Annotated in this window: 24 protein-coding genes and 1 tRNA gene; 16 read left to right on the top strand and 9 right to left on the bottom strand. The window is 63.0% G+C overall.

The window, feature by feature from the left end:
- Positions 1–23: 23 nt before the first annotated feature.
- Complete coding sequence (locus AC3WTO_RS26990; RefSeq protein ID WP_492464125.1) at positions 24–1,361, bottom strand: MATE family efflux transporter; 1,338 nt, start codon at positions 1,359–1,361, stop codon at positions 24–26.
- A gap of 285 nt (positions 1,362–1,646) precedes the next feature.
- Here AC3WTO_RS26990 and AC3WTO_RS26995 point away from each other — a divergent pair, with 285 nt between their 5' ends.
- The 3 genes from AC3WTO_RS26995 (at position 1,647) to AC3WTO_RS27005 (ending at position 5,289) form a co-directional block, all read left to right on the top strand.
- Complete coding sequence (locus AC3WTO_RS26995; protein ID WP_492558447.1) at positions 1,647–2,996, top strand: alginate export family protein; 1,350 nt, start codon at positions 1,647–1,649, stop codon at positions 2,994–2,996.
- A 94-nt stretch (positions 2,997–3,090) separates the two neighbouring features.
- Complete coding sequence (locus AC3WTO_RS27000) at positions 3,091–4,317, top strand: serine hydrolase domain-containing protein (RefSeq protein WP_492464014.1); 1,227 nt, start codon at positions 3,091–3,093, stop codon at positions 4,315–4,317.
- A 75-nt stretch (positions 4,318–4,392) separates the two neighbouring features.
- Positions 4,393–5,289 (top strand): histone deacetylase family protein, encoded by an 897-nt coding sequence (locus tag AC3WTO_RS27005; protein ID WP_492464013.1) that lies wholly within the window; start codon positions 4,393–4,395, stop codon positions 5,287–5,289.
- A gap of 52 nt (positions 5,290–5,341) precedes the next feature.
- On the opposite strand, the gene AC3WTO_RS27010 is transcribed toward AC3WTO_RS27005, so the two are convergent.
- On the bottom strand, positions 5,342–5,605 hold the full coding sequence (locus tag AC3WTO_RS27010) for a DUF6460 domain-containing protein (protein ID WP_492464012.1): 264 nt from the start codon (positions 5,603–5,605) through the stop codon (positions 5,342–5,344).
- A gap of 111 nt (positions 5,606–5,716) precedes the next feature.
- On the opposite strand from AC3WTO_RS27010, the gene AC3WTO_RS27015 reads away from it, so the two are divergent.
- A tRNA-Gly gene (locus AC3WTO_RS27015) sits at positions 5,717–5,790 on the top strand.
- 100 nt (positions 5,791–5,890) lie between these two features.
- Complete coding sequence (locus tag AC3WTO_RS27020) at positions 5,891–6,895, top strand: alpha/beta fold hydrolase (protein WP_492464011.1); 1,005 nt, start codon at positions 5,891–5,893, stop codon at positions 6,893–6,895.
- Positions 6,896–7,094: 199 nt separating this feature from the next.
- Here the strand turns inward: AC3WTO_RS27020 and AC3WTO_RS27025 are convergent, their stop codons facing one another.
- Complete coding sequence (locus AC3WTO_RS27025) at positions 7,095–7,523, bottom strand: hypothetical protein (RefSeq protein WP_492558448.1); 429 nt, start codon at positions 7,521–7,523, stop codon at positions 7,095–7,097.
- 264 nt (positions 7,524–7,787) lie between these two features.
- On the opposite strand from AC3WTO_RS27025, the gene AC3WTO_RS27030 reads away from it, so the two are divergent.
- Together AC3WTO_RS27030 and AC3WTO_RS27035 are read left to right on the top strand one after the other, a co-directional pair.
- A complete protein-coding gene (locus AC3WTO_RS27030; RefSeq protein WP_492464009.1) occupies positions 7,788–8,459 on the top strand; it encodes a response regulator transcription factor in 672 nt (223 codons plus the stop codon).
- A gap of 15 nt (positions 8,460–8,474) precedes the next feature.
- Positions 8,475–9,578: a sensor histidine kinase gene (locus AC3WTO_RS27035; RefSeq protein ID WP_492558449.1), complete on the top strand. Its 1,104-nt coding sequence runs from the start codon at positions 8,475–8,477 to the stop codon at positions 9,576–9,578.
- A gap of 29 nt (positions 9,579–9,607) precedes the next feature.
- Here AC3WTO_RS27035 and AC3WTO_RS27040 read toward each other — a convergent pair whose 3' ends face one another.
- Positions 9,608–9,991, bottom strand: coding sequence for a hypothetical protein (locus tag AC3WTO_RS27040; protein ID WP_492558450.1), 384 nt, complete (start codon positions 9,989–9,991; stop codon positions 9,608–9,610).
- A 448-nt stretch (positions 9,992–10,439) separates the two neighbouring features.
- Between AC3WTO_RS27040 and AC3WTO_RS27045 the strand changes: the two genes are divergently transcribed.
- From AC3WTO_RS27045 to AC3WTO_RS27060, 4 genes are all read left to right on the top strand, one after another.
- Positions 10,440–11,015: a hypothetical protein gene (locus AC3WTO_RS27045; RefSeq protein ID WP_492464007.1), complete on the top strand. Its 576-nt coding sequence runs from the start codon at positions 10,440–10,442 to the stop codon at positions 11,013–11,015.
- Positions 11,012–11,701 (top strand): M23 family metallopeptidase, encoded by a 690-nt coding sequence (locus AC3WTO_RS27050; protein WP_492464006.1) that lies wholly within the window; start codon positions 11,012–11,014, stop codon positions 11,699–11,701. The genes AC3WTO_RS27045 and AC3WTO_RS27050 overlap by 4 nt, the downstream gene beginning before the upstream one ends.
- On the top strand, positions 11,698–13,029 hold the full coding sequence (locus AC3WTO_RS27055) for a caspase family protein (protein WP_492464005.1): 1,332 nt from the start codon (positions 11,698–11,700) through the stop codon (positions 13,027–13,029). The genes AC3WTO_RS27050 and AC3WTO_RS27055 overlap by 4 nt, the downstream gene beginning before the upstream one ends.
- A 142-nt stretch (positions 13,030–13,171) precedes the next feature.
- Positions 13,172–13,717 (top strand): hypothetical protein, encoded by a 546-nt coding sequence (locus AC3WTO_RS27060; RefSeq protein WP_492464004.1) that lies wholly within the window; start codon positions 13,172–13,174, stop codon positions 13,715–13,717.
- Between the two features lie 433 nt (positions 13,718–14,150).
- On the opposite strand, the gene fhuB is transcribed toward AC3WTO_RS27060, so the two are convergent.
- The 5 genes from fhuB to AC3WTO_RS27085 all read right to left on the bottom strand — a co-directional run bounded on the left by fhuB (position 14,151) and on the right by AC3WTO_RS27085 (position 21,057).
- Positions 14,151–16,127, bottom strand: a complete 1,977-nt coding sequence (gene fhuB / locus AC3WTO_RS27065) for a Fe(3+)-hydroxamate ABC transporter permease FhuB (RefSeq protein ID WP_492464003.1) — start codon at positions 16,125–16,127, stop codon at positions 14,151–14,153.
- Complete coding sequence (locus tag AC3WTO_RS27070) at positions 16,120–17,034, bottom strand: ABC transporter substrate-binding protein (protein WP_492464002.1); 915 nt, start codon at positions 17,032–17,034, stop codon at positions 16,120–16,122. The genes fhuB and AC3WTO_RS27070 overlap by 8 nt, the downstream gene beginning before the upstream one ends.
- Positions 17,024–17,821, bottom strand: coding sequence for an ATP-binding cassette domain-containing protein (locus tag AC3WTO_RS27075; protein ID WP_492464001.1), 798 nt, complete (start codon positions 17,819–17,821; stop codon positions 17,024–17,026). The genes AC3WTO_RS27070 and AC3WTO_RS27075 overlap by 11 nt, the downstream gene beginning before the upstream one ends.
- 29 nt (positions 17,822–17,850) lie before the next feature.
- Positions 17,851–20,028, bottom strand: coding sequence for a TonB-dependent siderophore receptor (locus AC3WTO_RS27080; protein ID WP_492464000.1), 2,178 nt, complete (start codon positions 20,026–20,028; stop codon positions 17,851–17,853).
- A gap of 150 nt (positions 20,029–20,178) precedes the next feature.
- Positions 20,179–21,057, bottom strand: coding sequence for a helix-turn-helix domain-containing protein (locus tag AC3WTO_RS27085; protein WP_492558451.1), 879 nt, complete (start codon positions 21,055–21,057; stop codon positions 20,179–20,181).
- 241 nt (positions 21,058–21,298) lie between these two features.
- On the opposite strand from AC3WTO_RS27085, the gene AC3WTO_RS27090 reads away from it, so the two are divergent.
- The 5 genes from AC3WTO_RS27090 to AC3WTO_RS27110 all read left to right on the top strand — a co-directional run bounded on the left by AC3WTO_RS27090 (position 21,299) and on the right by AC3WTO_RS27110 (position 26,499).
- On the top strand, positions 21,299–22,189 hold the full coding sequence (locus tag AC3WTO_RS27090) for a helix-turn-helix domain-containing protein (RefSeq protein WP_492463998.1): 891 nt from the start codon (positions 21,299–21,301) through the stop codon (positions 22,187–22,189).
- Between the two features lie 221 nt (positions 22,190–22,410).
- Positions 22,411–23,682, top strand: a complete 1,272-nt coding sequence (locus AC3WTO_RS27095; RefSeq protein ID WP_492463997.1) for an ABC transporter substrate-binding protein — start codon at positions 22,411–22,413, stop codon at positions 23,680–23,682.
- An 85-nt stretch (positions 23,683–23,767) separates the two neighbouring features.
- Positions 23,768–24,631, top strand: coding sequence for a carbohydrate ABC transporter permease (locus AC3WTO_RS27100; protein WP_492463996.1), 864 nt, complete (start codon positions 23,768–23,770; stop codon positions 24,629–24,631).
- Positions 24,628–25,437, top strand: coding sequence for a carbohydrate ABC transporter permease (locus AC3WTO_RS27105; RefSeq protein ID WP_492463995.1), 810 nt, complete (start codon positions 24,628–24,630; stop codon positions 25,435–25,437). Before AC3WTO_RS27100 ends, AC3WTO_RS27105 begins: the two co-directional genes overlap by 4 nt.
- Positions 25,438–25,452: 15 nt before the next feature.
- Positions 25,453–26,499, top strand: coding sequence for an NAD(P)-dependent alcohol dehydrogenase (locus AC3WTO_RS27110; RefSeq protein WP_492463994.1), 1,047 nt, complete (start codon positions 25,453–25,455; stop codon positions 26,497–26,499).
- Position 26,500: the final 1 nt, after the last annotated feature.

Below are 26,500 nucleotides of genomic sequence, written 5' to 3' on the forward strand. Positions count from 1 at the left end.
ACTGCCTACTGCCTACTGCCTCCCTAAAACGCCTCCCGCACCCGCCGCTGCATGATCGCGAACAGGCTGAAGCCGCGCACCAGCAGGAAGACGTGCAAAGAAGCCCAGAGGCCGTGATTGCCGAAGGCCGGCGCCAGCGTCAGCAATGCCGCCAGGAAGACAACGAACGACAGCAGCATCATGTTGCGCATGTCGCGTGACCAGGTAGCGCCGATGAAGACGCCGTCCATCTGGAAGGCGAGGACGCCGCTGATTGCGGTGAAGGCCGCCCAGGGCAGATAGATGTCTGCGACGTCGCGTACCGCAGCCGAGGTGGTGACGACGCCAACGAGTGCGGCACCACCGAACAACAGCACCAGGGTTGCCGTACCGGCCAGCCCGTAGCCCCACCACAGCGTCAGCCGCACGGCGCGGCGAAACGAGTTTTCGGCGCGGGCGCCGATGGCGCGGCCGGCAAGCTGTTCGGCCGCCGTGGCGAAGCCGTCGAGGAAATAGCCGGCGATCAGGAAGAAATTCATCAGCACGGCATTGGCGGCCAGCGTCACCGTGCCGAACTGGGCGCCCTGGCGGGTGAACAGGGCAAAGGCGGCAAGCAGTGAGAAGGAGCGGATCATGATGTCGCGGTTGAGCGACATCATGTGCCTGTAGGCCGTCCAGTCGAGGATACGGCTCAGCGGCAGCTGCCCGCTGCGCGCGAAGCGCCTCACAACGATCGCCAGCCCGAGCAGCATGGCGCAGAACTCGCCGATCACCGTTGCCCAGGCGACGCCCGAAACGCCCCAGTTGAGCTCGAGGCCGAGCACGATGCACAGCGCGATGTTGATGCCGTTGAGCACGATCTGCAGGAACAGGCCGAGATTGCCCTCGCCGCGCCCGAGCACGTAGCCGAGGATGGCATAGTTGACGAGCGAGAACGGCGCGGCCAGCAGACGGATACGGACATAGGTGTCCATCGCCTCGCTGACGCGGGCCTCGGCACCCATGAATTTCTGGCCGAGCAGCGATACGACCGGCGCGAGCGCCGCAAGGATGACGCCGGCAACGATGGCGATCAGCACTGCGCGCCAGAACACGGCCTGCTCTTCGGCTGCGTCGCCACGGCCGAAGGCCTGGGCGACCAGCCCGGTGGTGCCGGAGCGCAGGAAGTTGAAGGTGGTGAAGACGACGTCGAAAGCCAGCGCGCCGGCGGCAAGCCCGCCGAGCAGCGCGGCATCGCCGAACTGGCCAACCACCGCGGTATCAACGAGGCCGAGCAGCGGCGTGGTGAGATAGGCAAGCGTCATCGGCACCGCGATGGCGAGCACCGAGCGGTTGGTGACGGAGAACGGCCGGCTTGCAGCCGCTGACGACGCCTGATCCAGCTTTCTCTCCCATCTCGAACGCGTCGCCGATGTGGCCCAATTTGGCCCTGCCACGCAACTGACATTGCGGGCCGGGCAATCGAATTGTCGATCGTGGCGCCAGCGCCCCGGTGGGCTTGCCTGCACAGGGCGCTTTGGTGGACAGCCGAAACAATCTGGGTCACTGTTGGCAGACAACCAACGAACAGGTGCAGGCCCAGGGTGCAGCTCAGCATCGCCGCCAGGACCGGATTGCTGCTCTGCGGAACCTTGATTCACGTCGGCTGGGCGCATGCCGAAGATCGTATGATTCTGCTTGACCGCAATGGCTTCGTCCTGCGTGCGCATCTGCAGGCCGGGTTGAACGCCGTTTCCGAGCACAATCTGTTCTGGAATTATGCCGAGAGCTTTGCGCCATCGGCCGGCTTCGACCCCAAGGCGACCTGGCTCGAAGGTTACGTCAAGCCGGGGCTGAGTTTCACCCAGGGCCTTGGTGGCCTCACCCTCTACGGCAAGGTCTCAGCCGTCGCGTCCGGCACGCTCGGCTTCGATGCCTATGACACCGGCAATACCGGCGCCGTCACGCTGGAGGAAGGCTATCTCGGACTGAGCTCCGAAAAACCGGCCAGTCCATCATTCGACGTCTCGCTTGGGCCGCGCGAGTTCAAGGCAGGCACCGGAATGCTGCTGGCCAATGGCGGTTCGAGCGGTTTCGAGCGCGGCGCGCTCAAGCTCGGACCGCGCAAGGCATGGGAAGCTGCCGCCATCGGCCGGTTCGGCTTCGACGATTTCACGGTCACCGCCTTCTACCTCGATGCAAACGAACGCTCGAACAGCGACACCAACACCCAGATCGTCGGCACCGATCTTCGCTATCAAGCCGACGACGACAGTTTCGCAGGCGCCACAATCGGCCATGTGCTGGAATCCACGGCCCCCTACCCGAAGGCCGCTCCCGGAGGCCTTGGTGTACCGGAGGTTTTGCCCGATGCCCGCGCCGGCCTGAATTTCGTCAACCTGTACGGCAAGGGCAAGCCGTTCGGTGAGAGCTTCGACGGCTTCTTCGTGGCTGGCGATTTTGCCTATGAGCAGAACAATCGCATCGACATGCAGGCCTGGGCCGGCCGCCTCCAGCTCGGCTATACCTTCGCAGACTATTCGTGGGCGCCGACCCTGGTCTATTCCTACCAGACCTTTTCGGGCGACGACCCCGCGACTACGAAACTCGAACGCTTCGATCCGCTGTTCTACGAGGGCAGCCCCAGTGCGTGGTCGACCGGCTCGAAATCGTCGATGGTCTTCATCAATTCCAACATCAACGCACATCAGCTCAGCCTGCGCGTCACGCCGACGGAACGCGATACATTCACATTACGCTACGCCTATATCAGCGCCAATGAGCTGCTGAGCCCGATCCAGTTCGGTCAGGCAACGCGGGTGGTCAATGCCAATGGCGTGCCGAACCCGATCGCCGGCGTCACCGCCAGGCACCTCGCCGATGACATCTTTCTGGAATACAATCGCGTCCTGAACCCAAACACCTATCTCACGGCGGGGTTCAGTGTTTCCTTTCCCGGGCCAGGAGCCAATTCCGTCGTCGCTGCGGATGCACCCGTCTGGACAGGAGGTTTCGTCAATGTCGTTGTCGATTTCTGAAGCTGGGCCGCGCAGGCTTGCCGCTTGTTTGATCGCTCTCGCATTCGGTGCAGCGATGGCGTGTACCCCGTCCGCGGCACAGGAGGACAAGACGATGTCGGCAGAGGCTTCCGACCCGGCGAAACTCGGCTGGATGATCGGCTCGCCACCGCCGGCGGACAAGATCATCCGCTTTTCGGATCCCGATTATTTCAGTTTTCCCAAGCTGCGCTGGACCGTTTGCCATTTTCGCCAATTGATGCCGACGGTCGGCGTGAGCCGTGGGCTCGACGCGCCGATTCCGTTGGAACGCAAACTCGACGACAAGATCGACGCGCTGACTTTCACGCCGCTGAACGGCACGACACCGATGACCTGGGCGCAATCGCTGTCGGCCAATTACACCGATGGCATCGTCATCCTGCACGACGGCGTCATCGTCTACGAACGCTATGCCGGCTGCCTGGGCGATACCGGCCAGCATGGCGCCATGTCCGTGACGAAATCGCTGACCGGCCTGCTTGGCGAAATGCTGGTGGCGGAAGGCAAGCTCGACGAGACGGCGAAGGTCGCCGCCATCGTGCCGGAGCTTGCCAAAAGCGCGTTCGGCGATGCCACCGTGCGGCAGGTGCTCGATATGACCACCGGTCTTCGCTACAACGAGGACTATGCCGATCCCGATGCCGATGTCTGGCGCTATGGCGCGGCCGGCAACCCGCTGCCCAAGCCCGCTGGCTACACCGGGCCGCAGACCTATTTCGAATATCTCGAAACCGTCGCCAAGGAAGGCGAGCATGGCGCGGCCTTCGGCTACAAGACCATCAACACCGACGCGCTGGGCTGGATCATCGCGCGTGTCACCGGCCAATCTGTGACGGACCTTCTGGCCGATCGCATCTGGAGCAAGATGGGGGCCGAACAGGACGGTTATTATACGGTCGATTCCATCGGCACGCCCTTTGCCGGCGGCGGGCTCAACGCCGGCCTGCGCGACCTTGCCCGCATCGGACAGCTGATGCTGGAAGGCGGGGTCATCAATGGCCGGCGCCTGGTCCCGGAGGCTGCGGTCGAAAGCATTCGCAAAGGCGGTGACAAGGCGGTGTTCGCGAAGGCCGGCTATCCGCTGCTGAAGGGCTGGAGCTACCGGGGCATGTGGTGGGTAAGCCACAATGAGAACGGCGCCTATATGGCGCGCGGCGTCCACGGACAGGCCATCTATGTCGATCCCAAGGCCCGCATGGTCATCGCGCGGTTCGCGTCCACCCCGCAGGCCGGCAATGCCGCCAACGATCCGACATCGCTGCCTGCCTATGACGCGGTGGCAAAATATCTGATGCGGTAGGCAGACCGTCCTCCGAGTCTTCAAAAGCGCCCAGCCGGGCGCCATATCCAATCGACCGTTTCAGAGTGCTATCGCTTGCTGCTGCAGATCGCCCATCATCCCGACTATGACGCCGGCTTCGCCGTCAACCATCGCTTCCCGATGAGCAAATATCCGCTGCTGATGCAGGCCCTGGTCGCGCGTGGGCTGACGGCCGCCTCGCACCAGCCGGAACCGGCAGCGCCGCAATGGTTGAAGCTTGCCCATGACACGGCCTATGTCGACCAGGTCATCGACTGCGCCGTGCCGGCCAGGATCGAACGCGAGATCGGCTTTCCGGTCGGCCAGCGTGTGTCGCTACGCGCCCAGCTTGCGGCGGCCGGCACGGTGCTTGCGGCGCGACTGGCGCTGGAGCACGGCATCGCCTGCAATGCGGCCGGCGGCAGCCACCATGCCAGGCGCGCGCAGGGCGCCGGTTTCTGCACCTTCAACGACGTCGCCGTCGCGGCCTTGGCGCTGATCGAGGAAGGCCTTGCCGGCGATGTGCTGGTGGTCGATCTTGACGTGCACCAGGGCGACGGCACCGCCGACATCCTGCGCGACGAGGAACGCGTCTTCACCTTCTCCATGCATGGCGAGCGCAACTATCCGGTGCGCAAGATCGCCTCCGATCTCGACATCGGTCTGCCCGACGGCATGGAGGATGAAGCCTATCTGGAACGTCTGGCCGATGTGCTGCCAAGGCTGTGCAGCCTGCGGCGATGGGATCTCGTCTTCTACAATGCCGGCGTCGACGTGCATGCCGAGGACCGGCTTGGCCGGCTTTCGCTGAGCGATGCCGGCATCCGCGCCCGCGACAGGCTGGTGATCGAAACCTTCCGGTCGCGCGGCACACCGCTGTGCGGGGTCATCGGCGGCGGCTATTCGACGGATGTGCCGACGCTGGCGGCGCGCCACGCCATCCTGTTCGAGGAGGCCGCGGCGGCAGCCTGACCTCCTGTTCCAGCGCAATTCCAGACGGAAACCGCTGTTTCCCGGACTTGCCCTACTTGCGGTAGCTCGCCAGCCTGAGCAGGATGAAGGCCGGGATGACGATGGCCGCGCCGAGCAGGATGTAGCCGACGAAACGGTCGACCGCCCGGAAGCCGAGGTTCCACAGATCGACGAAGAAATTGCGGATGCCATAGAGCACGTCGAACGGCGACCAGCCGAACGCGGTCATGACGATACCGACCAGGAACGACACCACCAGCAGCTTCAAGAACACCTTGAGCGGCGAATCGCCGAGGAAACGGGTCAGTGCGGACAAAGGCTCTTCTCCTTCGAAATTCCTCCGTTGAGATACGCGCTCGCGACGCCCGCTTCAAGTTACCGCTTTGTCATTGCCGGACAGCCTGAGGCCATGCTAACGAGGCGGCGCGCGGGTATGATGTAATGGTAGCCTGTCAGCTTCCCAAGCTGAACGCGCGGGTTCGATTCCCGCTACCCGCTCCAGTTTGCGCCTTTGATCCGATTGAGCATTTCCAGCGTATAGACGCCAAATGCCCACTGCGTCGCCTTCGGTCCCACACATGACGCCCACCGGATCTCACGAATGGCTTTTCGCTCTTTCATGCAACCGCTGCTGCTGCTGATGGGATTGGCTGTCGCTCTGGCCATGTTTGCGCATCGTGGGGTGGCCGGCGATGCAGAGGCGCTGCGTATTGATGTCGGCGGCTACCAGCTGAACAGTGTTCTGCTCCAGCCCGGCGCGAAGGCAGACCTGCCCCCGATCGTGTTCATCCATGGTGCCAGCAGCAGTCTGTATGACCCGTTGCTGGCATTTCGGAACAGGCTGGAGGGAAGAGCCGCACTGCTGTTCGTGGACCGCCCGGGCCATGGCGACTCCGACACGGGCGGCACGCGCAACATCCTGCCCGATGGCCAGGCCGATGCGATCTCGGTGCTGATGGAAAAACGCGGCATCGACAGGGCGATCATCGTCGGCCATTCGTTCGGCGGGGCGATTGCCGCCGCTTTTGCCGTTCGCCACCCCGGAAAGGTGGTTGGCCTCGTTTTTCTTTCGCCAGCCGTCTATCCTTGGTCAACCGGCATCGACTGGTATTACGACGTTGCCCGGGTCCCGGTCATCGGTCATCTGTTCAGCGCTCTGGTGGTACCGCCGCTCGGTTTCGCGGCCATCGAAGGCGCGGCGGACGCCGTATTCGCGCCCAATGCGCGTCCCGACGGCTATGTCAGGAAAACACACGCCTTGCAGGCGATAAGCCCGGGCCGGTTCCGTCACAATGCGCAGGAGATCGCCGCGCTCAGCGACTGGGCCAAGGTCGCCAGCCGCAATTACCCCGGGATCAAGGCACCTACGGTGATCATAACGGGCGATGCCGACGGGATCGTCTCCCCTGAAATCCATTCGCGTCACCTCGCCCGCGACATACGCTGGGCGCAACTGGTCATCGTCCACAATCTCGGCCATAAACCGGACTATGTCGCGGGCGATCTCGTCGTCGCCGCCATCGAACAGGTCGCCGGCCGCAAGCGGGATCTGCAATTGGTCGCGCGCGCGGTGGAAAAAAGAATTGCGGATGATGGCAAGGACTGAGCGTTGACGACCCGAGGGACTTCATCGATTTCGGCTCTTCCATAAGTCGCTTTGCACGCCAGGTCCGGGAACCTGGGCGAAGGCTCTAAGCTATTTTCGCTTTTTGAGGTCCATCGCCATATTGAGGCAATGCTGCCGGTGTGCACTGCCTTAGTGACAGTGCACACCGATCGTGCTCAGCGTAAAGCTTCCGAGGCGGTCAGCCGCCAAAACCGACGGTCACGCCCTTGGCTTTCCTGCAGTTTTCCATCGCGGACTTCAGTTTCGGGCTGTCGGTGACGGTGGCAAAATCAAACTGCCCTTCGCTGCCCGGATCCGGAAAATTGGCAACGCCCTCGTCGCGCACACACTGCGCGAAGCCGAGCAGCTTCGCTCTCCGCTGCGGATCCGGACGTTCCGACGCCCACCCCTCCGGCGCCACGTCGTTGCAGGCTGCGTGGGCCTGGCGGAAGGCAGGCGCCGAGCGGTCGTCGAGCCTTGGACGGAGAAGGATGCGTCCTTCCGCGTCCGGATCGGGAAAATCGGGAAAGCCGTTCTTGCGCATGCATTGTGCGTAGGCTGCGGCTTTCTCCCCATCTTTGGCATCTGCGGGATTTCCCCAGATCGACAGTGCCGCGGTCATGGCCAAGCTCAAAAGCAGCTTTGCGCCGCAAGGGTTTGTATAGGCACTCAGCATCGTGTTGTCTCCAAACAGGGTTGATGGAGATTTCAGGCTACGGCGCCGTGTGTTGTGGTGACGTATGGGGTTTTCGATATGCGGACGATACGTCCCAAGCCCTATGGCAATTCCAGAAAAGCGCTGCGGTTCGGCGTCTGGAATTGTCTGAGAACAAATGGTTGGAGCGTTTCCGCAGTTCCGTGAAAACGAAACGCTCTCTGGTATCGAGGTCTCATGCGCGTTTTGATCGTGGAAGACGAACCTTACCTGGCCGGAGCCATCCGCGATGGTCTGCGGCTGGAAGCAATCGCTGCCGACATCGCCGGCGACGGCGACACGGCGCTGGAACTGCTCGACATCAATGTCTACGACATCGCCATTATAGATCGAGACATCCCCGGTCCTTCGGGTGATGAGGTTGCCAGAAGCATCGTGGCTTCTGCCAGCGGTATCCCGATCCTCATGCTGACCGCCGCAGCCCGCCTCGATGACAAGGCCTCGGGCTTCGAAATCGGCGCCGACGACTACCTCACAAAGCCGTTCGAATTTCGGGAACTCGTTCTCAGGCTGCGCGCGCTTGACCGCCGGCACCTGCGCAACAAGCCCCCAGTGCTGGAGATCGCAGGTCTTCGCGTGGACCCATTTAGACGGGAAGTCTATCGCGATGGTCGCTATGTCGCACTGACACGCAAACAGTTCGCGGTGCTCGAGGTTCTTGTCGCCGCCGAAGGCGGTGTCGTCAGCGCCGAAGAACTGCTGGAGCGGGCCTGGGATGAAAACGCCGACCCATTCACCAACGCCGTGCGCATCACCGTTTCTGCGTTGCGCAAGCGCCTCGGCCAGCCGTGGTTGATCGATACGGTTCTCGGCGTCGGCTACCGCATCGATACGCAACGCAACAGCTAGCCTGGAGACGACGCCATGGAGAGAACGCCGGGCTTGAGCGTGCGACTGAAACTCGCTCTGAGCTACGCCGCGTTCCTCATGGTGGGCGGCGGTCTGCTGCTCGCCGTGGTGTGGATTTTCCTGCTGCGGGGCACGTCCGCCAGCATATTCATCCCCGCTCCTTCGAATCTTCTGCGCGTGTTCGACCCAACCAATTTCGGTCCGATCATATTCGGTCCGGCGGCCGTCGCCGTCATGGTCTTCCTGCTGATGTTCGGCCTGCTCGGAGGCTGGTTTCTCGCCGGGCGCATGATGGCGCCCTTGACGCGGATTACAAACGTTACGCGCCTCGTGGCCGAAGGATCACTGTCGCATCGGATAGGACTCCGGGGCCGTCAGGACGAGTTCCGCGAACTCGCCGATGCGTTCGATGCCATGCTTGCCCGTATTGAAGCGCATGTAGCAGAACAACAGAGGTTCGCGGCCAATGCTTCCCATGAACTGCGCACCCCCTTGGCGATCACGCAGACCCTTCTTGATGTCGCCCGCCGGGATCCGAACCGCGACGCCGGTGAGCTTGTCGAGCGCCTGCGAGACGTGAATGCCCGAGCGATCGACCTCACCGAGGCGCTGCTTGTGCTTAGCCGCGCGGACCGTCATGCGTTCACCAAGGCACAGCTGGACCTGTCCCTCATAGCGGAGGAAGCGACCGAAGCGCTTCTGTTTCTGGCTGAGAAGCATGGCATCCGACTGGAAATGTCCTGCGACACCGCGCCGGTCATCGGTTCGGAGACGCTGCTTCTGCAGATGGCGACGAACCTCGTGCAAAACGCGATCGTGCACAATCTGCCTGAGCAGGGTAGCGTTTGGATCGCCACCGCCTCTCAGCCGGGGCATGTCATGCTTGCCGTCGAAAATACGGGCGAAGACCTCTCCCCTCAATCCGTTTCGACACTTGTCGAGCCGTTTCAGCGCGGGACTGGGCGTATCCACACGCGACACGCGGGCGTCGGCATGGGGCTGGCGATCGTCAAAAGCATCACCGAAGCTCACGGAGGCACGTTGACGCTCGAACCTCGCCCTTCCGGTGGGCTGCGCGTCGTCGTCCAGCTTCCCGTATCCGCGACAGCCAAGGTCTAAGCTGATTTCGCCATTCGGTTCATTCCCAGCTATTTTCTCTTTTTGAAATACTCGGCCATCGCGAGATTTCTGGAATTGGGATTGAACGCCTCGGCATACTGGGCATAGGTCATCTTGCCACTCGCCGCCATTTCGAGATACCGGCTGCACATACGCCGCGGCACCTTCTCGACACCGATGCCTAGATAGGTTGCCCATTCCTGGAGGTTCTCGAAGGACCGTTGCCGTGCCGTCCTGATGCATTCGTCCAGGTACAGTTTTCGCACGGACGGCTTTGCCCGTATCTCGGCGACAAACGCATTGAACGTCGTTTCGCTCGGTGCACATCCCGAAAGCGCGATTGCCCCCAACACGACCAACAGCAGACCCCGCATTGCTCCCCCAAATTCGATTGCTTCGACCATCAAATGCATGACGCGCGCCCCGTTCGCAAACCACGACATCCCGAACAGTCACAGGAGTTGGCATCGCCAACGATGCCGCGCATGTAATCCGTGACCTGGAATGCTGGATCGCAAGGCGCCCCCGGCCGAAAATATACCATCTGTCTATAACATAAGTCACAGATCACGAGACACATATCACTTAGCATTCATCTTGAGGAAATTACCAGGCAAAGTTCTTTTCGAGACCTCTTCAGCAATATTCGGATCATGATGCAAATGCCTGAATCTACTCATAAATTGACGACACAAAACAAAACAAAAAACATTTTCTTACGCACATAAAACCTTCCATTTTTGTAAATACTTCGAGATAAAGAATCTTCCTTAGCAAGCCTATTGCATTATTTACGCTTTTTGCGCTTTAATACTTAAGGGCAGACAGGGGTTTCCCTCATTGAAGGGAAAAGGGGGGAGTATGCGTTCAAATCGCATAGTTGGCCTACTATTGGCCACGGCCATCTATTCTCCATTTCCGGCTTCTTCCCAGGATCGACCGGCGCTCGAACGTACCGAGATCAAGCCGAACTGGGATGCCGCTGCGGAAGCCAAACGCGCCGACGAGGAGCGTGACGGGGAAGGTGTAACAAGATTCCGCGCCGCTGCACCGGCTGGCATTGAGCAGACACAGCTACCGGTTCTGGTGCCCGGCACAGGCCCGGTCCGCGCACAGCCGACCTTCGCGACGCAGGGAACCGCCTATTCTTCCTTCTATCCGCTGACCTCGGCCCAGCTCGCCATCATGGGCTCGGTCGGTGCGCTCAACGTGCCCGAGGGGGATCCTCTCGCCGCGCAGCTTCAGGCCGGCGGCGATGGCCGTGAACCGAAATTCGACGTCGTGGAAGGCGGTGCCGAACTCTCCTTCGAGCGTTTCGGCGCTTCCTATGTGCTGCAGCTCACCTGCGATGCGGAAAGCGACCAACGCTGCACCAATGCCGAGTTTCTCAAATCCATCTACGACACTCTGGTGACGGCTGGGGGAAGCAAGCTATGACATTGGCGCGCAGCGCGATCAAAGGGACACTCCTGGCTTGCCTGCTCAGCACACCGAGCCTTGCCGATTCCCAATTCTCCGATCCCGGCAAGCTGGAGCCGAACAGCGGCCAGGGCTTTACGGACACCCGGATCTTCCTGCCCAACATGCGCTTCCCGATCGAGAGGGCGCCGGCATTCGTCAACTCCCAGGTCTATCGTCCAGGGGGCAGCGCCGTGGGTGGCAGTCAGTGCGATTCCAAGAATTACTCCTACCCCTGGCGCGACAACTATTGCGAGTCACGATCCTGGTCGATGCCTCTCTGCGCCGCCGGCAAAGGCCACCAGGGCAACGACATCAGGCCTTCGACCTGTCAGCGCAACACACATTGGGCAGTCGCGGCCGACAATGGCGTGATCACATCCATCGGCACCTACTCGGTGACGCTGCAGACGGCCCAGGGCACCATCTATCGCTATCTCCACCTGCAGATGGATGACCTGGCCATACGCCTCAACCAGCGGGTGCATCGGGGAGACAGGGTCGGAAAGGTCTCGAATTATTTCGGCTCCACATCGACGACGACGCACCTGCACTTCGACGTCAAGGACAGCGTTCGCGTCGGCAATTCGGTGCGGGTTGTCTATGTGCCGCCCTATTCCAGCCTCGTGAACTCCTACAAAAAGCTGCTCGCGGGAAATCCATGACATTCCCTGGTCTGAAGACGGTTGGATGGTGGTGTCTTCTCTGTGCGGTCGGGCTGGCGGCCCTCTGCCAGCAGGCCAGCGCCCAGGCCATCAACACCCGTGACGGGGAATATGAGATCTACAAGAAAAGCGAAGCGCTGGTCATCGGCGTTTCCGACTATGTGGAATGGAAAGACCTGAACGTGGTCCGCGACGAGGTTCGGGACGTTTCCGCAGCCCTGACGGAGATGGGTTTCACGACAAAGGTCGTACGAGATCCGACAAGCGACCAGTTGGTCAGGGAACTGAAGAAGTTCCTGATGCGCAACGTCGGCCGCGATACCCGACTGATCGTGTTCTTTGCAGGCCACGGCTGGACGGACAATCAACGCAACGGTTTCATATTGCCACGCGATATCCCGCTGGATGAACAGAGTGACGATTTCCTTTCCCGCGCCGTGAGCATGAGTGAAGTCCGGGCGATGACGGATTCGACGGACGCCAAGCACGTGCTTCTCGTCTTCGACAGCTGTTTCTCCGGATCGATCTTTCTGGTCCGCAGCAACCTGCGGCCGTCGCAGCTTTTTGTCAGAGATGCCGACCGGAAGGTCCATCAATTCATCACATCCGGCAGCGAAAACGAGCAGGTCCCCGATGCGACGGATTTCTACAAGGCGTTCATCGAAGGGCTCAAGGGGCAAGCCGACACGTTCAAGGACGGAGTGGTAACCGCAAACGAGCTGGGAGCATGGCTGAAGGCTCAGGTGACCCAGATAGGAGCCCAAACGCCGCAATACGGCACGGACCCGAGATTCGACTACAGACTTGGCGACATGCTGTTCCCGCTCTCCCCGGAAGGAAGGCTCTTCGACGTGGCCGTGGCCCCGGTGGTTGAACCCGTCGCGGAGGTTGGTCCCTTCAAGTCGCTTGTCCGCGGCCAGGGGCTGCCGGAAGATCCGCGCGCGAACCTGTTTACCGGCCTCGACATCATCTACTATCGGAAGCTTGCCGATGGTTCAAAAGTGGAAGACGCCCTCAACAAGCGCAACATCCCCTATTCCGCCACCGGTGCGGAACTGCCGGAAAAATTCAGCACCAACACTCTGGGCTGCGCCCCTGATGTTCCAATCGAGGCGCTGAAAAAACTTGCGCTTACGCTGATTGACGGAGGCGTCGGCCTGCAGAGCATCCGCACCTTCCAGCGCCCTGCCGACAAGCGCCGCCGTATCGAAATCTTCTCGACCACCAAGAATGGCAGCGGCGTTATCCCACTCGACACCGCGCCACTGACCCGGGAGCAGATCAACCAGTTGACCAGCTGCCCCAGGCTCCTTCTGAACAAGGCTTAGAGCGTTTCCATTTTTCACGGAACGCGGAAACGCTCTAAGCTTTTGTTTTCGCCGCATTTTGCAACGCCAAGTGATCCCACTTGGCTACAAAATGCTCCAGCAGCAAACGATCCATGCGGTTCCACATAGGGCGGGGAGAGCGATGTCGGGTACCGAAGACCTGCAAGATGTGCTGCAGAGGCTGGCGGACGGCTTCTTCAGGGATATGCGGGATATCAGCCGGCGGATGAATCGGGCTGATGGCTCGGTGAACCTGGAAGAACTTCCACGCATCCATCAGGATATCCGGCACTGGATAAACCAGTTGGAGGCTTGCCAGTCCAAGGTCGGCTTCCTGCTCGAACAGGCGCGCAACGAGACCCAGCATCTGCTTTTTCGCATGACTGCCGAACTTGCCCGCCGCATCGAGACGGTCGAAGCCGGTTCCCGGGTGGCGCCGGCTCCAGCCGCCCAACCGGCCCCAGGCCAGCAGCATGGCCAGGCGCCGCACAAGGCCGTCGAGAGCCAGCCGCACATCGATCCCGCCCAGGAATACTACCGGAAGAAACGGGAAGAAGACCTGGAAAAGGCGAAGGACGCGCTGGCGCTACAACAGACCATCAACACCGGTCTCGGCAAAGTCAGTGCTGCGCGCATGAAGGGCCTGGATGCCCAGAGGGTACAGTCCGCAAAGCGCTGGAACAAATAGGCTCAAAAACGCAATTGAGACGACAAGGCAACGGGAGGACGACACCATGGAAACTGGACCACAACCGACGACTGGCGGACTGCAAATGCCGCAGCTCGGCTGGCGGAAATCCACGCAGAAGAGATATGCGGGCGCCATTTACTGCGAAGCCCCATGCCCGAATTGCGATGGCACCTGCACGGTGCCAACCGCCGATCATCAGGGCAAGGATCACATGTGCAACTATCCTGCACACCATTCTTGGAAATAGCCGGCGGCGGCGCATCGCGGCAACCGGCCGGTATCGCGATGCGCTCGCCAAGACGTTGGTGCTCCCTGAATTCAGGGCAGTGGCGCTTGGCTGAGGTCGAACACAATCTGTAACTGATGGTGGCAGCGCAACTGCCACCGAAAACCGCGGCACCCGACACCGGGGGCGCGGCACGGGGTTGGTTCAACCCGTGCGCTGGACGCCCCTGCCCAGCAGGACGGTCAGATAGACGCCACCCAGCAGCGAGGCGAACAGGCCGACGGGAAGCTGGTAGGGAAAGAACAGCATCCGTGACAGCCAATCCGACAGCACCATCAGCAGCGCGCCGAGGATAATTGCGCCGGCCAGTTGCGGCCGGGGGCGGTCGAGGCCGAGCATCCGCGCCAGATGCGGCGCGATCAGCCCGACAAAACTGAGCGGACCGATGAATTGCGCGGCGACCGCGCTGGCCAATGCCGCGATGACGATCAGCGTGTTGCGCGCCAGTCGGACCCGGAGCCCAAGCGCAAGCGCGGTGCCCGGACCGAAGGGCAGGATCGCCAGCCAGCGGGCGGCGAACAGCAGCGGAGTGGTGATCATGACAAGGCCGATCACAGCGATCCATGCCTCCAGGCCGGTCGCCTGGATCGTGGAGCCGGTGAGCCAGCCGAGCAGCCGGTAGGATTGCGCATTGCCCAGCGCGATGACGGCGGCAAGCACCGCGCTGCACAGCGCGTTCATGGCGATGCCGGCAAACAGCAGGCGCTCGGGGCCGAGACTGCCACGCGCCGCGATCATCAGGATGACGACCAGTGCCAGCAGCGCGCCGAAGGTCGAGCCGGCCAGTTGCCAGCCTAGGCCGGCGCTGCCGGCAAACAGCAGCACGGCCGCCAGCCCTGCGCCGGCGCCGGCGCCAATGCCCAGCACTTCCGGGCTCGCCAGCGGATTGGCGGTCACGCGCTGGATGACCACGCCGGCGGCCGCGAGCATGCCACCACAGGCCGCAGCGACGATGACACGCGGCAGGCGCCATGCCACCAGGTCGGCCAGCATGTCGCCACCGGCAAGCGACCATCCGTCCGGTCCCCGGCCGAGCAGCAGGGCGATGGCCAGCGCGATGATGCCTGCCATGCCAAGCAGGGCGACGCCGAGCCAGGGGCGGGCGGCGCGGCGTGCCGTCTGCGTCGCCCGCTCGAGCGAAGGCCATTCGAACAGGCGCAGGCGCGGCAGCAGCCACAACAGCAGCGGCCCGCCCAGCAAGGCGGTCGCGGCGCCCGTCGGTATCCGCTCGCCGCCGGCACCGGCGGCAAGCTGCACCAGGCCGTCGGTCAGCCACAGCAGCACCGCGCCGATGAGCGGAGCGGCAACCAGCTTCTGTCTCAGCGAACGCGCGCCGGAAAGCGTCGCCAGCACCGGCGCGGCGAGGCCGACAAAGCCGATGATGCCAACTTCCGACACCACTGTGGTGGCCAGCCAGACCGCCAGAGCGATCAGCAGGAACCGGCTGACGTTCAGCGACAGGCCAAGGCCGCGCGCGGCGACGTCGTCGAGGCCAAGTATGGCAAGCGGCCGCATCAGCAGGATGGCGGCGCCAAATCCGACGACGAGCCGCCAGACAATGGCGATGGCGGGATCCCAGCCCTGCTGCACCAGGGAACCGCCACCCCAGATGAACAGGGAAAACAGATAGTCGCCATTGGCCAGGATCAAGGCCGCGCCGGCGGCATTGGCGGTCAGCGCCACCATCATGCCGGCCAGCACCACGGAGACGGGCTCCAACCCACGCCGCCAGGTCAGGGCAAGGATCAGCGCGACGGCGACAATGCCACCGGCGAAAGCCACCGCCGCGGATGAATGCACGACCAAGGCGGGCGCGTAGAGCGTTGCCAGAGCCAGCGCCAGTTGCGCGCCGGCGGAGATGCCGAGCGTCGAGGGCTCGGCCAGCGGATTGCGCAATATGCGCTGCAGCAGCAGACCCGAAAGCCCGAGCGCCGCACCGGCGAGCAAGGCGACGGCGGCGCGCGGCAGCAGGCCGTAGAACAGGATGACGCGGTCGAGATCGGCGGTCTGCCCTGAGTGCAGCCCGGACCACTGCGCCGCGACCTTATGGCCGAAGAGCGCGCAGGCTAAAAATCCGAGCGCGCACCACAGCAGGATCGGCAACGGGACGCGTCTAGCCACGGTCCGCCCCCCGCGCAACGGCATCGGCCAGCAGGCGTGCGAAGCGGCGCGCCGATGGCAGGCCGCCGAAATGGTTGACCGGTTCGAGCACTGCCACACGGCCCTCGCGCACGGCCGGCAAGGCGTTCCACAGCGCGTTGTCGGGCAGGCCGCGGCTCACCTCCGCCGGCAGTGGCGCAAGCACGATGATCGAGGCCTCGGGCACACGGGCCAGCGCCTCGATGCCGACGGGGGCCGCAGCGCTGTAGCTGGTGTCGTCCCGCCAGGCATTGGCGATGCCGAGCCGCGCCAGCACGTCGCCCGGCATGGAATCCGCTCCGAAGGCACGGAAGTGGCGGGCATCGCCGAGGCTGATCAGGAAGGCAGGGCGTGACGCGAAGGAACGCAGCGCCAGCCGCCGCTCGTCGAGTTCAGCGGCCGTCTCGGCGACATAGCTGGCGGCGCCATCCTTGCGTCCCACACGCTCGCCGAGCGCCAGCATCGACGCCTGCGCCAGCGGGAAAGGCGGCCTGCCGGCCTCATAGATGGGCAGCGCCAGCACCGGGGCGATGCGCTCCAGCGACGAGCGCTGATACTCGTAGAAGCCGGAGATCAGGATCAGGTCGGGAGCCACGATGCGCAGCAGTTCGTAGTTCGGCGCCCCCCTCAGGCCAAGGTCGACGACGCTCGGCGGCACGGCCGGCTCCACCGCGATGCGGGCGAACTGTCTCAGCTCCGTCGCGGCAGCCGGCGCGGCGCCGATCGCCAGCGCCGTCTCGAGCAGCCCCCAGTCGATGGTGGCGATGCGCAGCGGCGCGGCCGGCGCCGGCCGCGCCAGCAAGGCCGAGGCGGCCAGCGCCAGGAAGGCTCGCCGGTCGAGACCAGGCCAGCCTGCCCGTACCGGGTGGCCGTCGCGCTTACAGCACATAGCTGATCGGCGCGCCGGTCTGCGGATGCCTGGTTATGCCCATGGCCAGGCCGTAGATGCTGTCCAGCACCGTCGGCTCGAGGATCAGCTCGGGCGCGCCGCGTGCGACGATGCCGCCCTGGCGCAGCGCGATCAGTTCGTCGCAGAAGGACGCGGCCATGTTGATGTCGTGCAGCACCGCGACGATGGTCAGCCCCTGCTCGCGGCTGAGCGTGCGCACCAGCGCCAGGATCTCGACCTGGTGCGCGAGATCGAGCGCCGAGGTCGGCTCGTCAAGCAACAGGCAGCGTGTGTCCTGCGCCAGCATCATGGCGAGCCAGGCGCGCTGACGCTCGCCGCCGGACAGGCTGTCGACCATGCGGTCTGCCAGCGGCGTGAGCGCGGTCTGCGCCAGGGCGCGGGTGACCTTGTCCTCGTCTTCGGCGCTGAAACGGCCGAGCGCGCCATGCCAGGGAAAGCGGCCGAGGCCGGCAAGTTCACGCACATTCATGCCTTCGGCGGGCGGCGTAAATTGCGGCATGTAGGCGACGCAGCGGGCAAAATCGCGCGTGCCGTAGCTGTCGAGTGGCCTGCCCGAGAAGCGGATCGAGCCGGCCGCAGGATCCTGCTGGCGCGCCAGCAGCTTCAAAAGCGTGCTCTTGCCCGAACCATTCGGCCCGACCAGGCCGTAGAAACGCCCCGGCTGCAGCGCCATGGTCAGCGGCGGCAGGATGGTGCGGCCGCCAGCGGCGAAGGACGCGGCTTCGACATCGTAAAGATGCAGGTCGGGGTTCTTTGCTGCATCCATCACGGTCGTTCCTTCGAGACAGCCGGCAGCTACCAGCTGGTATGGGCCTTCAGCTTGAAGGCGCGGCCCTCGCCATAGCTGCAGACCAGGGCGCCCTGGCAGCTCGACACATAGGCCTTGTCGAACACATTGGTCACATTGAGGTCTATACCCCAATTGTCCTTCTCATAACCGAGCTTCAGATCGACGAGGGTCGCCGCCGGAACCTTCAGCGTGTTCTGGTTGTCGGCCCAGGACGAGCCGACATAACGCAGGCCGCCGCCGACGGAAATGCCGTCATACCAGTCGCCGCGGAAGGTGTAGTCGGCTTTCGCCGAGGCCATCACCTCCGGCACGATGAAGGGCCGCTTGCCGATGATGGTCTTGTCTTCGTCCTTGGTGACCTCGATGTTGTAGGCGGTCAGCGCGGCGGTGACCTTGAGATCCTCGGTGACGTTGACCTTGCCTTCCAGCTCGACGCCGCGCGAGCGCACCTCGCCCGTCTGGACATAGGTGAAGGGCGTCAGGTTGGACTGCACGTTGCGCCGGGTCAGATCGAACACCGAAAGCGTGAACAGGCCATCGACGAAGCTCGGCGCATATTTGATGCCGGCTTCGTACTGGATGCCATCCTCCGGTTCGAACAGCTTGCCGGACGCGTTGGTGCCGATGAGCGGATTGAAGAAGGTGGCGACACTGGCATAGGGGGTCAGGCCGTTGTCGAATTCATAGGCGAGACCGGCACGCCCCGAGAAAGAACCGTCGCTGCGTTTCTGGGTGGCATTCAGCGTCGGCGCGTAGAAGTTCGGCCGGTCGTGCACGCTCAGCCAGCCGCGGTCGTAGCGGCCGTTCAAAGTGGCGATCCAGCCGCCGCCGAAGCGCAGCTGGTCCTGCGCGTACAGGCCGAGCTGCTGCTGGCTGAGATCCTGGTTGAGATAGCTGACCCGTGGCGTCAGCGCCGCACCGTAGACGGGATTGAAGGCGTCGATGGGCGGCGTCGTGCCGAACAGCGCCGACGATTGCACCTGGTCGATGTTGTAATATTTGTAGTCGATGCCGGCCAGCAGTCGGTGTTCGATGCCGCCGGTGTCGAACTTGCCCTCGACCTGGTTGTCGAGCAGGAACGTCGTCACATCGCTGTCATGGCCGAAATTGATGCGATCGAGCGTTGTCGGGCCGGCCCAGCCATTCGGATAGATGCTGATCTCCCTGACATTGGCGGCGCCGAAGCGGGCATTGGAGCGGACGGTCCAGTCGCTGTCGAACGTATGCTCGAATTCGTAGCCGAGCGAACCCTGCCGGCGCTGGTAGGTGTCGACATCCGGCTCGGTGTAGTTGGCGTCGCGCGGGATGCGGCCGTAGTTGGTGCCGCCGACGATGCGGTCGACGACGGTGCCCTGGTAGGGCAGGAAGGAACCGCCATTGTGGTTCTCGTCGATATGGCTGTAGTTGGCCAGGATGGTCAGGCTGGTCTGCTCGTCCGGCTTCCAGGTAATGCTCGGTGAGATGAAGCCGCGCCAGCCGTCCTGGAGATCGGAATAGGTGTTGCCGCCGGCGACCTTGCCGAGCACGCGGTAACTCAGCACCTTGTTGTTCGAGATGCCGCCGAGGTCGACACCGAGATAGGCGTTGCCGGCGTCGTTGATGCCGGTTTCGACATAGCGCAGTGTCTCGAAATCGGGACGCTTGCTGACATAGTTGATGACGCCGCCGGGGTTCGAGCCGCCGTAAAGCACTGAGGCCGGGCCCTTCAGCACCTCGATGCGTTCCAGGCTGAACGGATCGACATAGAAGCCGCCGAAGGCATGGCTGAACAGCTGCAGGCCGTCCATGTAGGTTCCGGTCGCCGTGGCCTGGAAACCGCGTATGAACATCCAGTTGGTATCGCTGTCGGGCCCGAAGGGCTGCGCGAACACGCCGGCGGTGTAGCGCAGCGCCTCGTCGGCCTTCTGCGCGCCCTGTTCGTCGATCTCCTCGCGGCCGATGACCGACACCGACTGCGGAATGTCCTTGATGTCGGTGGCCGTCTTGGACCCTGTCGTGGTCGCCTTGGCAACGACACCCTTGACCTTGCCGACGGCGGCCGAGCGATCACCTGCCTGTTTGCCGGCCTGCCCCTCGATGACGATCTTGTCCAGCACGGTGGCCTGCTGGGCATGGACCGGCCCCAGCGAGGCCAAAATCGCCACACCGGAAGTACCAAGCAATCTGAGCGGAACACGTGCCATGCGACATCCCCGAGCCACCACGCCTTTCCCATTCGAAAGGCCGTTCAATAAGTTGAGCTATTAACTCATCTTATTTGGCAGTGGCTTGGACCTTCTTGCTGTGAATTGTCGGTTCTTGACGGAAAACACCGGCGGGCCGATCGGCGATGATCAATCCGCGGCATTGCGGCGCCACTCGGCCGGCGTCAGCCCCACAACGGCCTTGAACACGCGCGTGAAATGGGCCTGGTCGGAGAAGCCGGCAGCGAGCGCGACCTCGCTCAGGGTCGCGGTCTCACGGCGCAGCCTCTCCTGCACCTTGCGGATCCGCGCCCGCATCTGCCAGCGATGCGGCGGCAACCCGGTCGAGGCCTTGAACGCATGGCTGAGATGCGTCTCCGACAGATCGACCAGCGCGGCCAGCTCGCCGAGCCGGATCGGCCTGAAACAATTGGCTTCGATGAATTCGGTCACCAGGCGCAGCTGTCCGCGCGACAGGCCGGATTTGCGCTGCCCGTCCTCGTGGATGTCGAAAAGCAGCGCCAGCAGCGCGTTGACCAACCCGGCGCCGAACAGGCCGTGCATGGCAACAGGGTTCGTGCATTCGTCGGCAATCGCTTTGGCCAGCGGCGCCATGCGCGGATCGCGAAACTGGAAGCGTGGCATTGACAGCCGCGCCTGGTCGACGGTCCGGCCAAAGCGCCGTGTCACCGCGGCTTCCGAAAAATGCAGGTCGAGATGCTTGATCCGCCGCAGCCTTTCGCCGCGTCCGCTGATCGGCATGCCGGCCGGCACATAACTCATGGTTTCGGCGGCGTCATGGCGGCCAGCCGGCCGCGCGCCCGGATGGTCAAGAACGAAGACCCCGCCGGGATTGAGGTCGAGCATCACGAACAGGCGCGGGTCGGGCGAGACATAGTCGCCCTGCGCGTCCTGCGCGCACTGGGCGCGCCAGACGTCGGCGACGACGTCGTCCCAGGCACGCCATTTGAGATTGTCGACCACGGCAAAGCCGTGGACCATGGCATGCATCTTCGGGCGGAAGTTCAAACCTGCCCCCATCCTTCGGCACCAGGGATGAGATTGTCGAGATTCATGAGTACATTACTCATATTTTTACGGCAAGCGCTGATTGAGTTTGCACGACACCCGCCTGGTTGTCCTCTCGATGGCAATCGTCGGTGCAGGCTGGACAAGGCAGGCACAAAACGACGACAGTCCTTGTCGTCGTCAGGGAGACGCGTTGCGGAACCACACGCAGCAGCCGAACGTCGAAACCGGGAACTGATGCATGCGACTGGCCGGCCAGGCCTCATTCGAATACGTGCTCACCAGCGCCGACGAAACCTTCCTCTGGCGCAAGGATGACTATCCCTGGGTACGGAATGTCTGGAACTTTCATCCCGAGATCGAGATCCATCTCATCACCAACGCGTCGGGCCTGCTGCTGGTCGGTGACCACATCGGCGAATTCGGTCCGGGCGAGCTGACCGTCGTCGGCAGCAATCTTCCGCATGACTGGGTCACGCAGGTGCAGCCCGGCGAGCTCATCGAAGGCCGCGATATCGTCATTCAGTTCCACCCGGACAAGCTGCGCGACGCAGCCACCCTGCTGCCGGAACTGGGAAACTGCGCGGAATTCCTGAAGCGAGCCGAGCGAGGCCTCAGCTTCCATTCGGGCACCCGCGAGCGCGCCACCAGGATGATCCATGACATGGAACCGCTCTCGGGTGTCGCCAAGCTTTCCGCATTCCTCGGCCTGCTCGACGTGCTGCAGCGATCAGACGAATATCACGTCCTGTCGTCGCAGACCTTCTCGCCCGACCTGGAATACGGCTCGGCCGACACGCTGCAGCGGGTGTTCTCCCACATCCTTGCCAATATCGGCCGCGAAATCCGCCTGCCCGACGTGGCCGCGCTTGCCGGAATGAGCGAGAGCTCGTTTTCCCGCTTCTTCAAGCGAAACAGCGGCCACACTTTCACCGACCACGTCAACAAGCTGCGCATCTGGAAAGCCACCCAGCTGTTGGCGCAATCCGACATGCCTGTCACCGAGATCTGCTTCGAGGTCGGCTACCTGAACATCTCGAACTTCAATCGCACGTTCATGCGCCAGCATCACATGACGCCTTCGCAGTACCGCAAGATGGCTTCGCATCGCCTTTTGAAACGCGACGCCTAACCGGGCGCGAACGGGCTTTTGATCCATGCTGCAGCGCAAAAACGCAGCAAAGACGTTCCAATCCTGCATGAGAGTACAGGAATCGCGCAGCAGGAGCGCTAGAGCGCAGGCCAGCAACTGCTAGCATCCACATCGGCGTCACATCCGGCATCGGGGGGGCGCAAAGTGGAGATGCCATCGAGGGCGGCATCATCCAGATACAATCTGCCTGGGAGGAAAATATGGCTTCGAAAAAGCTCGCTTCGAGCATCGCATATGCTTGTCTTTTTCTGACAGCGACTTCGACTGTGGTCGCCGCTCAGGAGAAATCCTGCGAAAAGCCCATCAAAGTGCTGGCACAACCGCGCGACGGACTGACTCTTCTCGAGAAATACGAAGACGAATTCAAGAACCTGAGCGGCACCACGTTCCAGATCGACTATCTCAACGAGAACGACCGCCGGGCAAAGTCGCGCGCCGATGCATCCACGGTCGGCAACTACAATGTCTATTATGTCGACGAAGCCAATGTGGCGCTGTTCTCGTCATCCGGCTGGATCGTGCCCCTTACGGACTACTATCCGGCGGACTACGACTATGCCGATTTCGATCCCGGCCGGCAGAAGGTCGCGACCGTTGCCGACAAGATCTGGTTCGCGCCCCTCACCGGTGGCGGCGACCTGATGGTCTATCGCAAGGACCTGCTCGAAGCAGCCGGCGTACAGCCCCCGAAGACGCTCGACGAGCTCGTGGCCGCAGTCGAGAAGCTCAACGATCCCGACAAGGGGGTCTACGGCATCGCCTTGCGCGGGGCACGCGGCTCCGGCGCCAATGTCTGGCGCTGGATGCCATACTTCAAGGCCTATGGCGGTGCCTGGTTCGACGGCGACAAGCCGGTCTTCGATTCCGAGGCGGCGCTCAAGGCCACCGACACCTATCTCAAACTGTTCAAATATTCGCCTCCTGGCACGCAGACCGGCAGCTGGGACGAGTCCACCGGTGCCTTCCTGGCCGGCCAGGTTGCACTGCTGGTCGAGTCCACCCCGCTGGCTGGCATGGCTACCGATCCGAAATACTCGCAGGTGATCGGCAAGGTCGGTTTCCTGCCGCCGCCGTCGCCCCTGCCCGGCGGCGGTTATGGCCATGGGCTGGCCATCGCGACCAAGGCCAATGCGGACGAGGCTTCCAAGCGGTGCGCCGGATTGTTCATTGCTTGGGCAACGTCGAAGGAAAACGAGAAACGCCGGCTCGACGAGCATCAGTTCGGCGAACTCAACCGCACCAGCATCCTCTCCAGCAAGGAATTCGCCGACATCTATGGCGCCGATCTCGGCAAGGCGATGGCCGAGACCGGAAAGGTGACTGCCGTGAACTTCTGGCAGGACCGCCGCTGGCCGGATCTCGGCGATCGCTGGGGCATCCTGCTGGAGGAACTGGTCAACGGCACCCGCACCGACGTCAAGGGCAGCCTCGACGAACTCAAGGCATACGCGGACGAGCTGATCAAGAAATAGCTCGCCCGCACTGGCCGTGCGGCCCTGGCAACCTCCCCCGCCGGAGGCCGCACCGCGACCTGATCCGACTATTCCGAGGTCGAGTATGCTGAAGCGATCATCGCTACCAACCGCGTTCCTGGCACCCACCATGGTGATATTGCTCATCCTGGCGATGGTGCCGACCGTCTACGCCATCCTGATTTCCCTGCAGAACCGCGAGCTCAGCTCGACGACGCACAGCTTTGTCTGGTTCGCCAACTTCATCGCGCTGTTCTCGGACGCGCGCTTCCTGAATTCGCTGTGGGTCTCGCTCAAGTGGGAAGTCGTCACCGTGGTGGCCACGATGGTCGTGGCCATCGGGCTTGGCGTGCTGATGTTCGAAAACACATCGGCGCGCACCCGCAACCTGCTGTGCATCCTGTTCATCGTTCCCGTGCTGCTGCCCAGGGTCTCGGCGGCATTCGTCTGGAAATTCGCCTTCCATCCGCTCTACGGCATCGCGACCTATCCCTATCGCGCGCTGACGGGCCGCATCTTCGATCCGCTCTCGGATGCATCGACTGCGCTGTTTGCCGTGGCCGCCGTCGATGTCTGGCAATGGGGGCTGTTCTTCTCGGTCATCGTGCTCAAACTGCTCGAGACCTTGCCGTCGCAACCGCTGGAAGCAGCCCGCCTCGACTATGCGCGGCCGTGGCAGATCCAGGCCTATGTCGCGCTGCCGATGCTCAAGGCGCCGCTGATCAGCCTGATGTTCGTCAAGATGATCGAGTCGCTGCGCTCATTCGACCTCATCTATGTGATGACGCGCGGCGGTCCCGGCGTGGCGACCGAAACATTGGATATGTACGCGTTCTCCCAGGGCTTCATCGAGGCCGGCAAGGTTTCCTACGCCTCGTCGATGGCGGTGATCATGATGATCGTCACCAGCGTCACCTTCACGGTGCTGTGGAAGCGGGTGCAACGATGAACCCTGCACGTCTTATCGCGCGGCTGGTGCTGGCGTTCACGGCGTTCCTGGCCGTGTTTCCGCTGATCTGGACCGGGCTCAATGCACTCAAGAACAATGTCGACATCATCACCCGGGTGCCGAAACTCTTGTTCACGCCAACCCTGGACAATGTCGCCTACATCCTGGAACGCAACAGCGTGCTGGCCGGGCTGACGAACTCGATCATCGCCTGCGGCAGTGCGGTCGTCATCGGCCTCATGCTCGGCTTGCCGGCAGCCTATGCCGTCGCGCGCTATCCCAACCGGTGGTCAGCCGACATCCAGTTCTTCGTGCTGTCGCTGCGGTTCCTGCCGCCGGTCGCGGTGGCGATCCCGCTCATGGTCATCTGGCTGCAGCTCGGCCTCTACGATACGCTGCTTGCACTGACCATCACCTATTCGCTGCTCACCATTTCGGTCACGATGTGGCTGGCGATCCCGGCATTCCAGCGCATTCCGCCCGAGATCGAAGAGGCAGCCTTCGTCGACGGCTACGGGCCTTATGCGGTGTTTTTCCGCGTGTCCCTGCCCGTCGCTTCCCGTGCGCTGGTCGGCGCGATCGCCTTCAGCTTCGTGCTGGTCTGGAACGAGTTCCTGATCGCGCTGATGCTTTCCAGCGGCAATGCCAAGACCTTGCCGATCGTCGCCTCGGAACTTTCCCAGCAAGGCATGAACGTGCCCTGGGGCATCCTCAATGCGTCCGTCGTGCTGCTCTCCCTGCCCCCGCTGCTGTTCCTTGGCGTGCTGAGCGGGTTCCTGAACTCCGCATTCCGCAAGAAATCCTGATCTGAGAGTTGCGTCATGAAAGCCCTGGTCCTCGAAAAGATGAACGAACTGGCCCTTCGCGAGGTCGACCTGCCGGAGACGGTCGGACCGCAGGACGTGCGGATCGCGATCCACACCGTCGGCGTCTGCGGCTCGGACGTTCACTACTACACCCATGGCAGGATCGGAGATCATGTCGTGCGTGCGCCCATGGTGCTCGGACATGAGGCCGCCGGCGTGATCGTCGAGGTTGGAGCCGAAGTGACCGGCCTGAAGACCGGAGACCGGGTCTGCATGGAGCCCGGGGTGCCCAACCTTTCATCGCGGGCGAGCAAGCTCGGCATCTACAACGTCGACCCTGATGTGACTTTCTGGGCGACCCCACCCGTCCACGGCGTGTTGCGGCCGCAGGTCGTCCATCCGGCGGCCTTCACCTACAGGCTGCCCGACCAGGTCTCTTTCGCGGAAGGCGCCATGGTCGAGCCATTCGCCATCGGCATGCAGGCGGCATCGCGGGCGCACATCGTTCCGGGCGACACCGCGGCGGTGGTCGGCTGCGGGCCGATCGGCATCATGGTGGCGCTCGCGGCCCTGGCCGGCGGTTGCAGCAAGGTCTTCATCAGCGACTTCAGCGCACCGAAACTGGAGATCGCCGGACGCTACGCCGGCATCGTTCCCGTCGACCTGAACCAACAGACGCTCGCCGACGCGGTCTCGGCCGGAACGGATGGCTGGGGCGTCGACATCGTCTTCGAGGCAAGCGGCAGTCCCAAGGCTTTTGCCGACCTCTTCCAGCCGGTCCGGCCGGGCGGCACGGTGGTTCTGGTCGGGCTTCCCGTCGATCCCGTGGCGGTGAACGTGCCGGCGGCGATTTCGAAGGAAGTGCGGATCGAGACCGTGTTCCGCTACGCGAACATCTTCGAACGGGCCCTGCAGCTCATTGCCTCCGGCAAGGTCGACCTGAAACCGCTGATCACCGGCACGTTCGATTTCGGACAGAGCATCGAGGCCTTCGAACGCGCGGCGCGCGGCCTGCCCAGCGACGTCAAACTGCAGATCCTCATGAACCAAGAGAGGGCCTAGC

Source organism: Mesorhizobium sp. EU05-FHT14A09, assembly GCF_058790995.1.

Bases quoted from the DNA above. Each gene is read 5' to 3' on its own strand.
- AC3WTO_RS26995 (WP_492558447.1), top strand. From the start codon at position 1,647: ATGATTCTGCTTGACCGCAATGGCTTCGTCCTGCGTGCGCATCTGCAG.
- AC3WTO_RS27000 (WP_492464014.1), top strand. From the start codon at position 3,091: ATGTCGGCAGAGGCTTCCGACCCGGCGAAACTCGGCTGGATGATCGGC.
- AC3WTO_RS27020 (WP_492464011.1), top strand. From the start codon at position 5,891: ATGGCTTTTCGCTCTTTCATGCAACCGCTGCTGCTGCTGATGGGATTG.
- AC3WTO_RS27030 (WP_492464009.1), top strand. From the start codon at position 7,788: ATGCGCGTTTTGATCGTGGAAGACGAACCTTACCTGGCCGGAGCCATC.
- AC3WTO_RS27035 (WP_492558449.1), top strand. From the start codon at position 8,475: ATGGAGAGAACGCCGGGCTTGAGCGTGCGACTGAAACTCGCTCTGAGC.
- AC3WTO_RS27040 (WP_492558450.1), bottom strand. From the start codon at position 9,991: ATGCATTTGATGGTCGAAGCAATCGAATTTGGGGGAGCAATGCGGGGT.
- AC3WTO_RS27045 (WP_492464007.1), top strand. From the start codon at position 10,440: ATGCGTTCAAATCGCATAGTTGGCCTACTATTGGCCACGGCCATCTAT.
- AC3WTO_RS27050 (WP_492464006.1), top strand. From the start codon at position 11,012: ATGACATTGGCGCGCAGCGCGATCAAAGGGACACTCCTGGCTTGCCTG.
- AC3WTO_RS27055 (WP_492464005.1), top strand. From the start codon at position 11,698: ATGACATTCCCTGGTCTGAAGACGGTTGGATGGTGGTGTCTTCTCTGT.
- AC3WTO_RS27060 (WP_492464004.1), top strand. From the start codon at position 13,172: ATGTCGGGTACCGAAGACCTGCAAGATGTGCTGCAGAGGCTGGCGGAC.
- AC3WTO_RS27070 (WP_492464002.1), bottom strand. From the start codon at position 17,034: ATGTGCTGTAAGCGCGACGGCCACCCGGTACGGGCAGGCTGGCCTGGT.
- AC3WTO_RS27075 (WP_492464001.1), bottom strand. From the start codon at position 17,821: ATGGATGCAGCAAAGAACCCCGACCTGCATCTTTACGATGTCGAAGCC.
- AC3WTO_RS27080 (WP_492464000.1), bottom strand. From the start codon at position 20,028: ATGGCACGTGTTCCGCTCAGATTGCTTGGTACTTCCGGTGTGGCGATT.
- AC3WTO_RS27090 (WP_492463998.1), top strand. From the start codon at position 21,299: ATGCGACTGGCCGGCCAGGCCTCATTCGAATACGTGCTCACCAGCGCC.
- AC3WTO_RS27095 (WP_492463997.1), top strand. From the start codon at position 22,411: ATGGCTTCGAAAAAGCTCGCTTCGAGCATCGCATATGCTTGTCTTTTT.
- AC3WTO_RS27100 (WP_492463996.1), top strand. From the start codon at position 23,768: ATGCTGAAGCGATCATCGCTACCAACCGCGTTCCTGGCACCCACCATG.
- AC3WTO_RS27105 (WP_492463995.1), top strand. From the start codon at position 24,628: ATGAACCCTGCACGTCTTATCGCGCGGCTGGTGCTGGCGTTCACGGCG.
- AC3WTO_RS27110 (WP_492463994.1), top strand. From the start codon at position 25,453: ATGAAAGCCCTGGTCCTCGAAAAGATGAACGAACTGGCCCTTCGCGAG.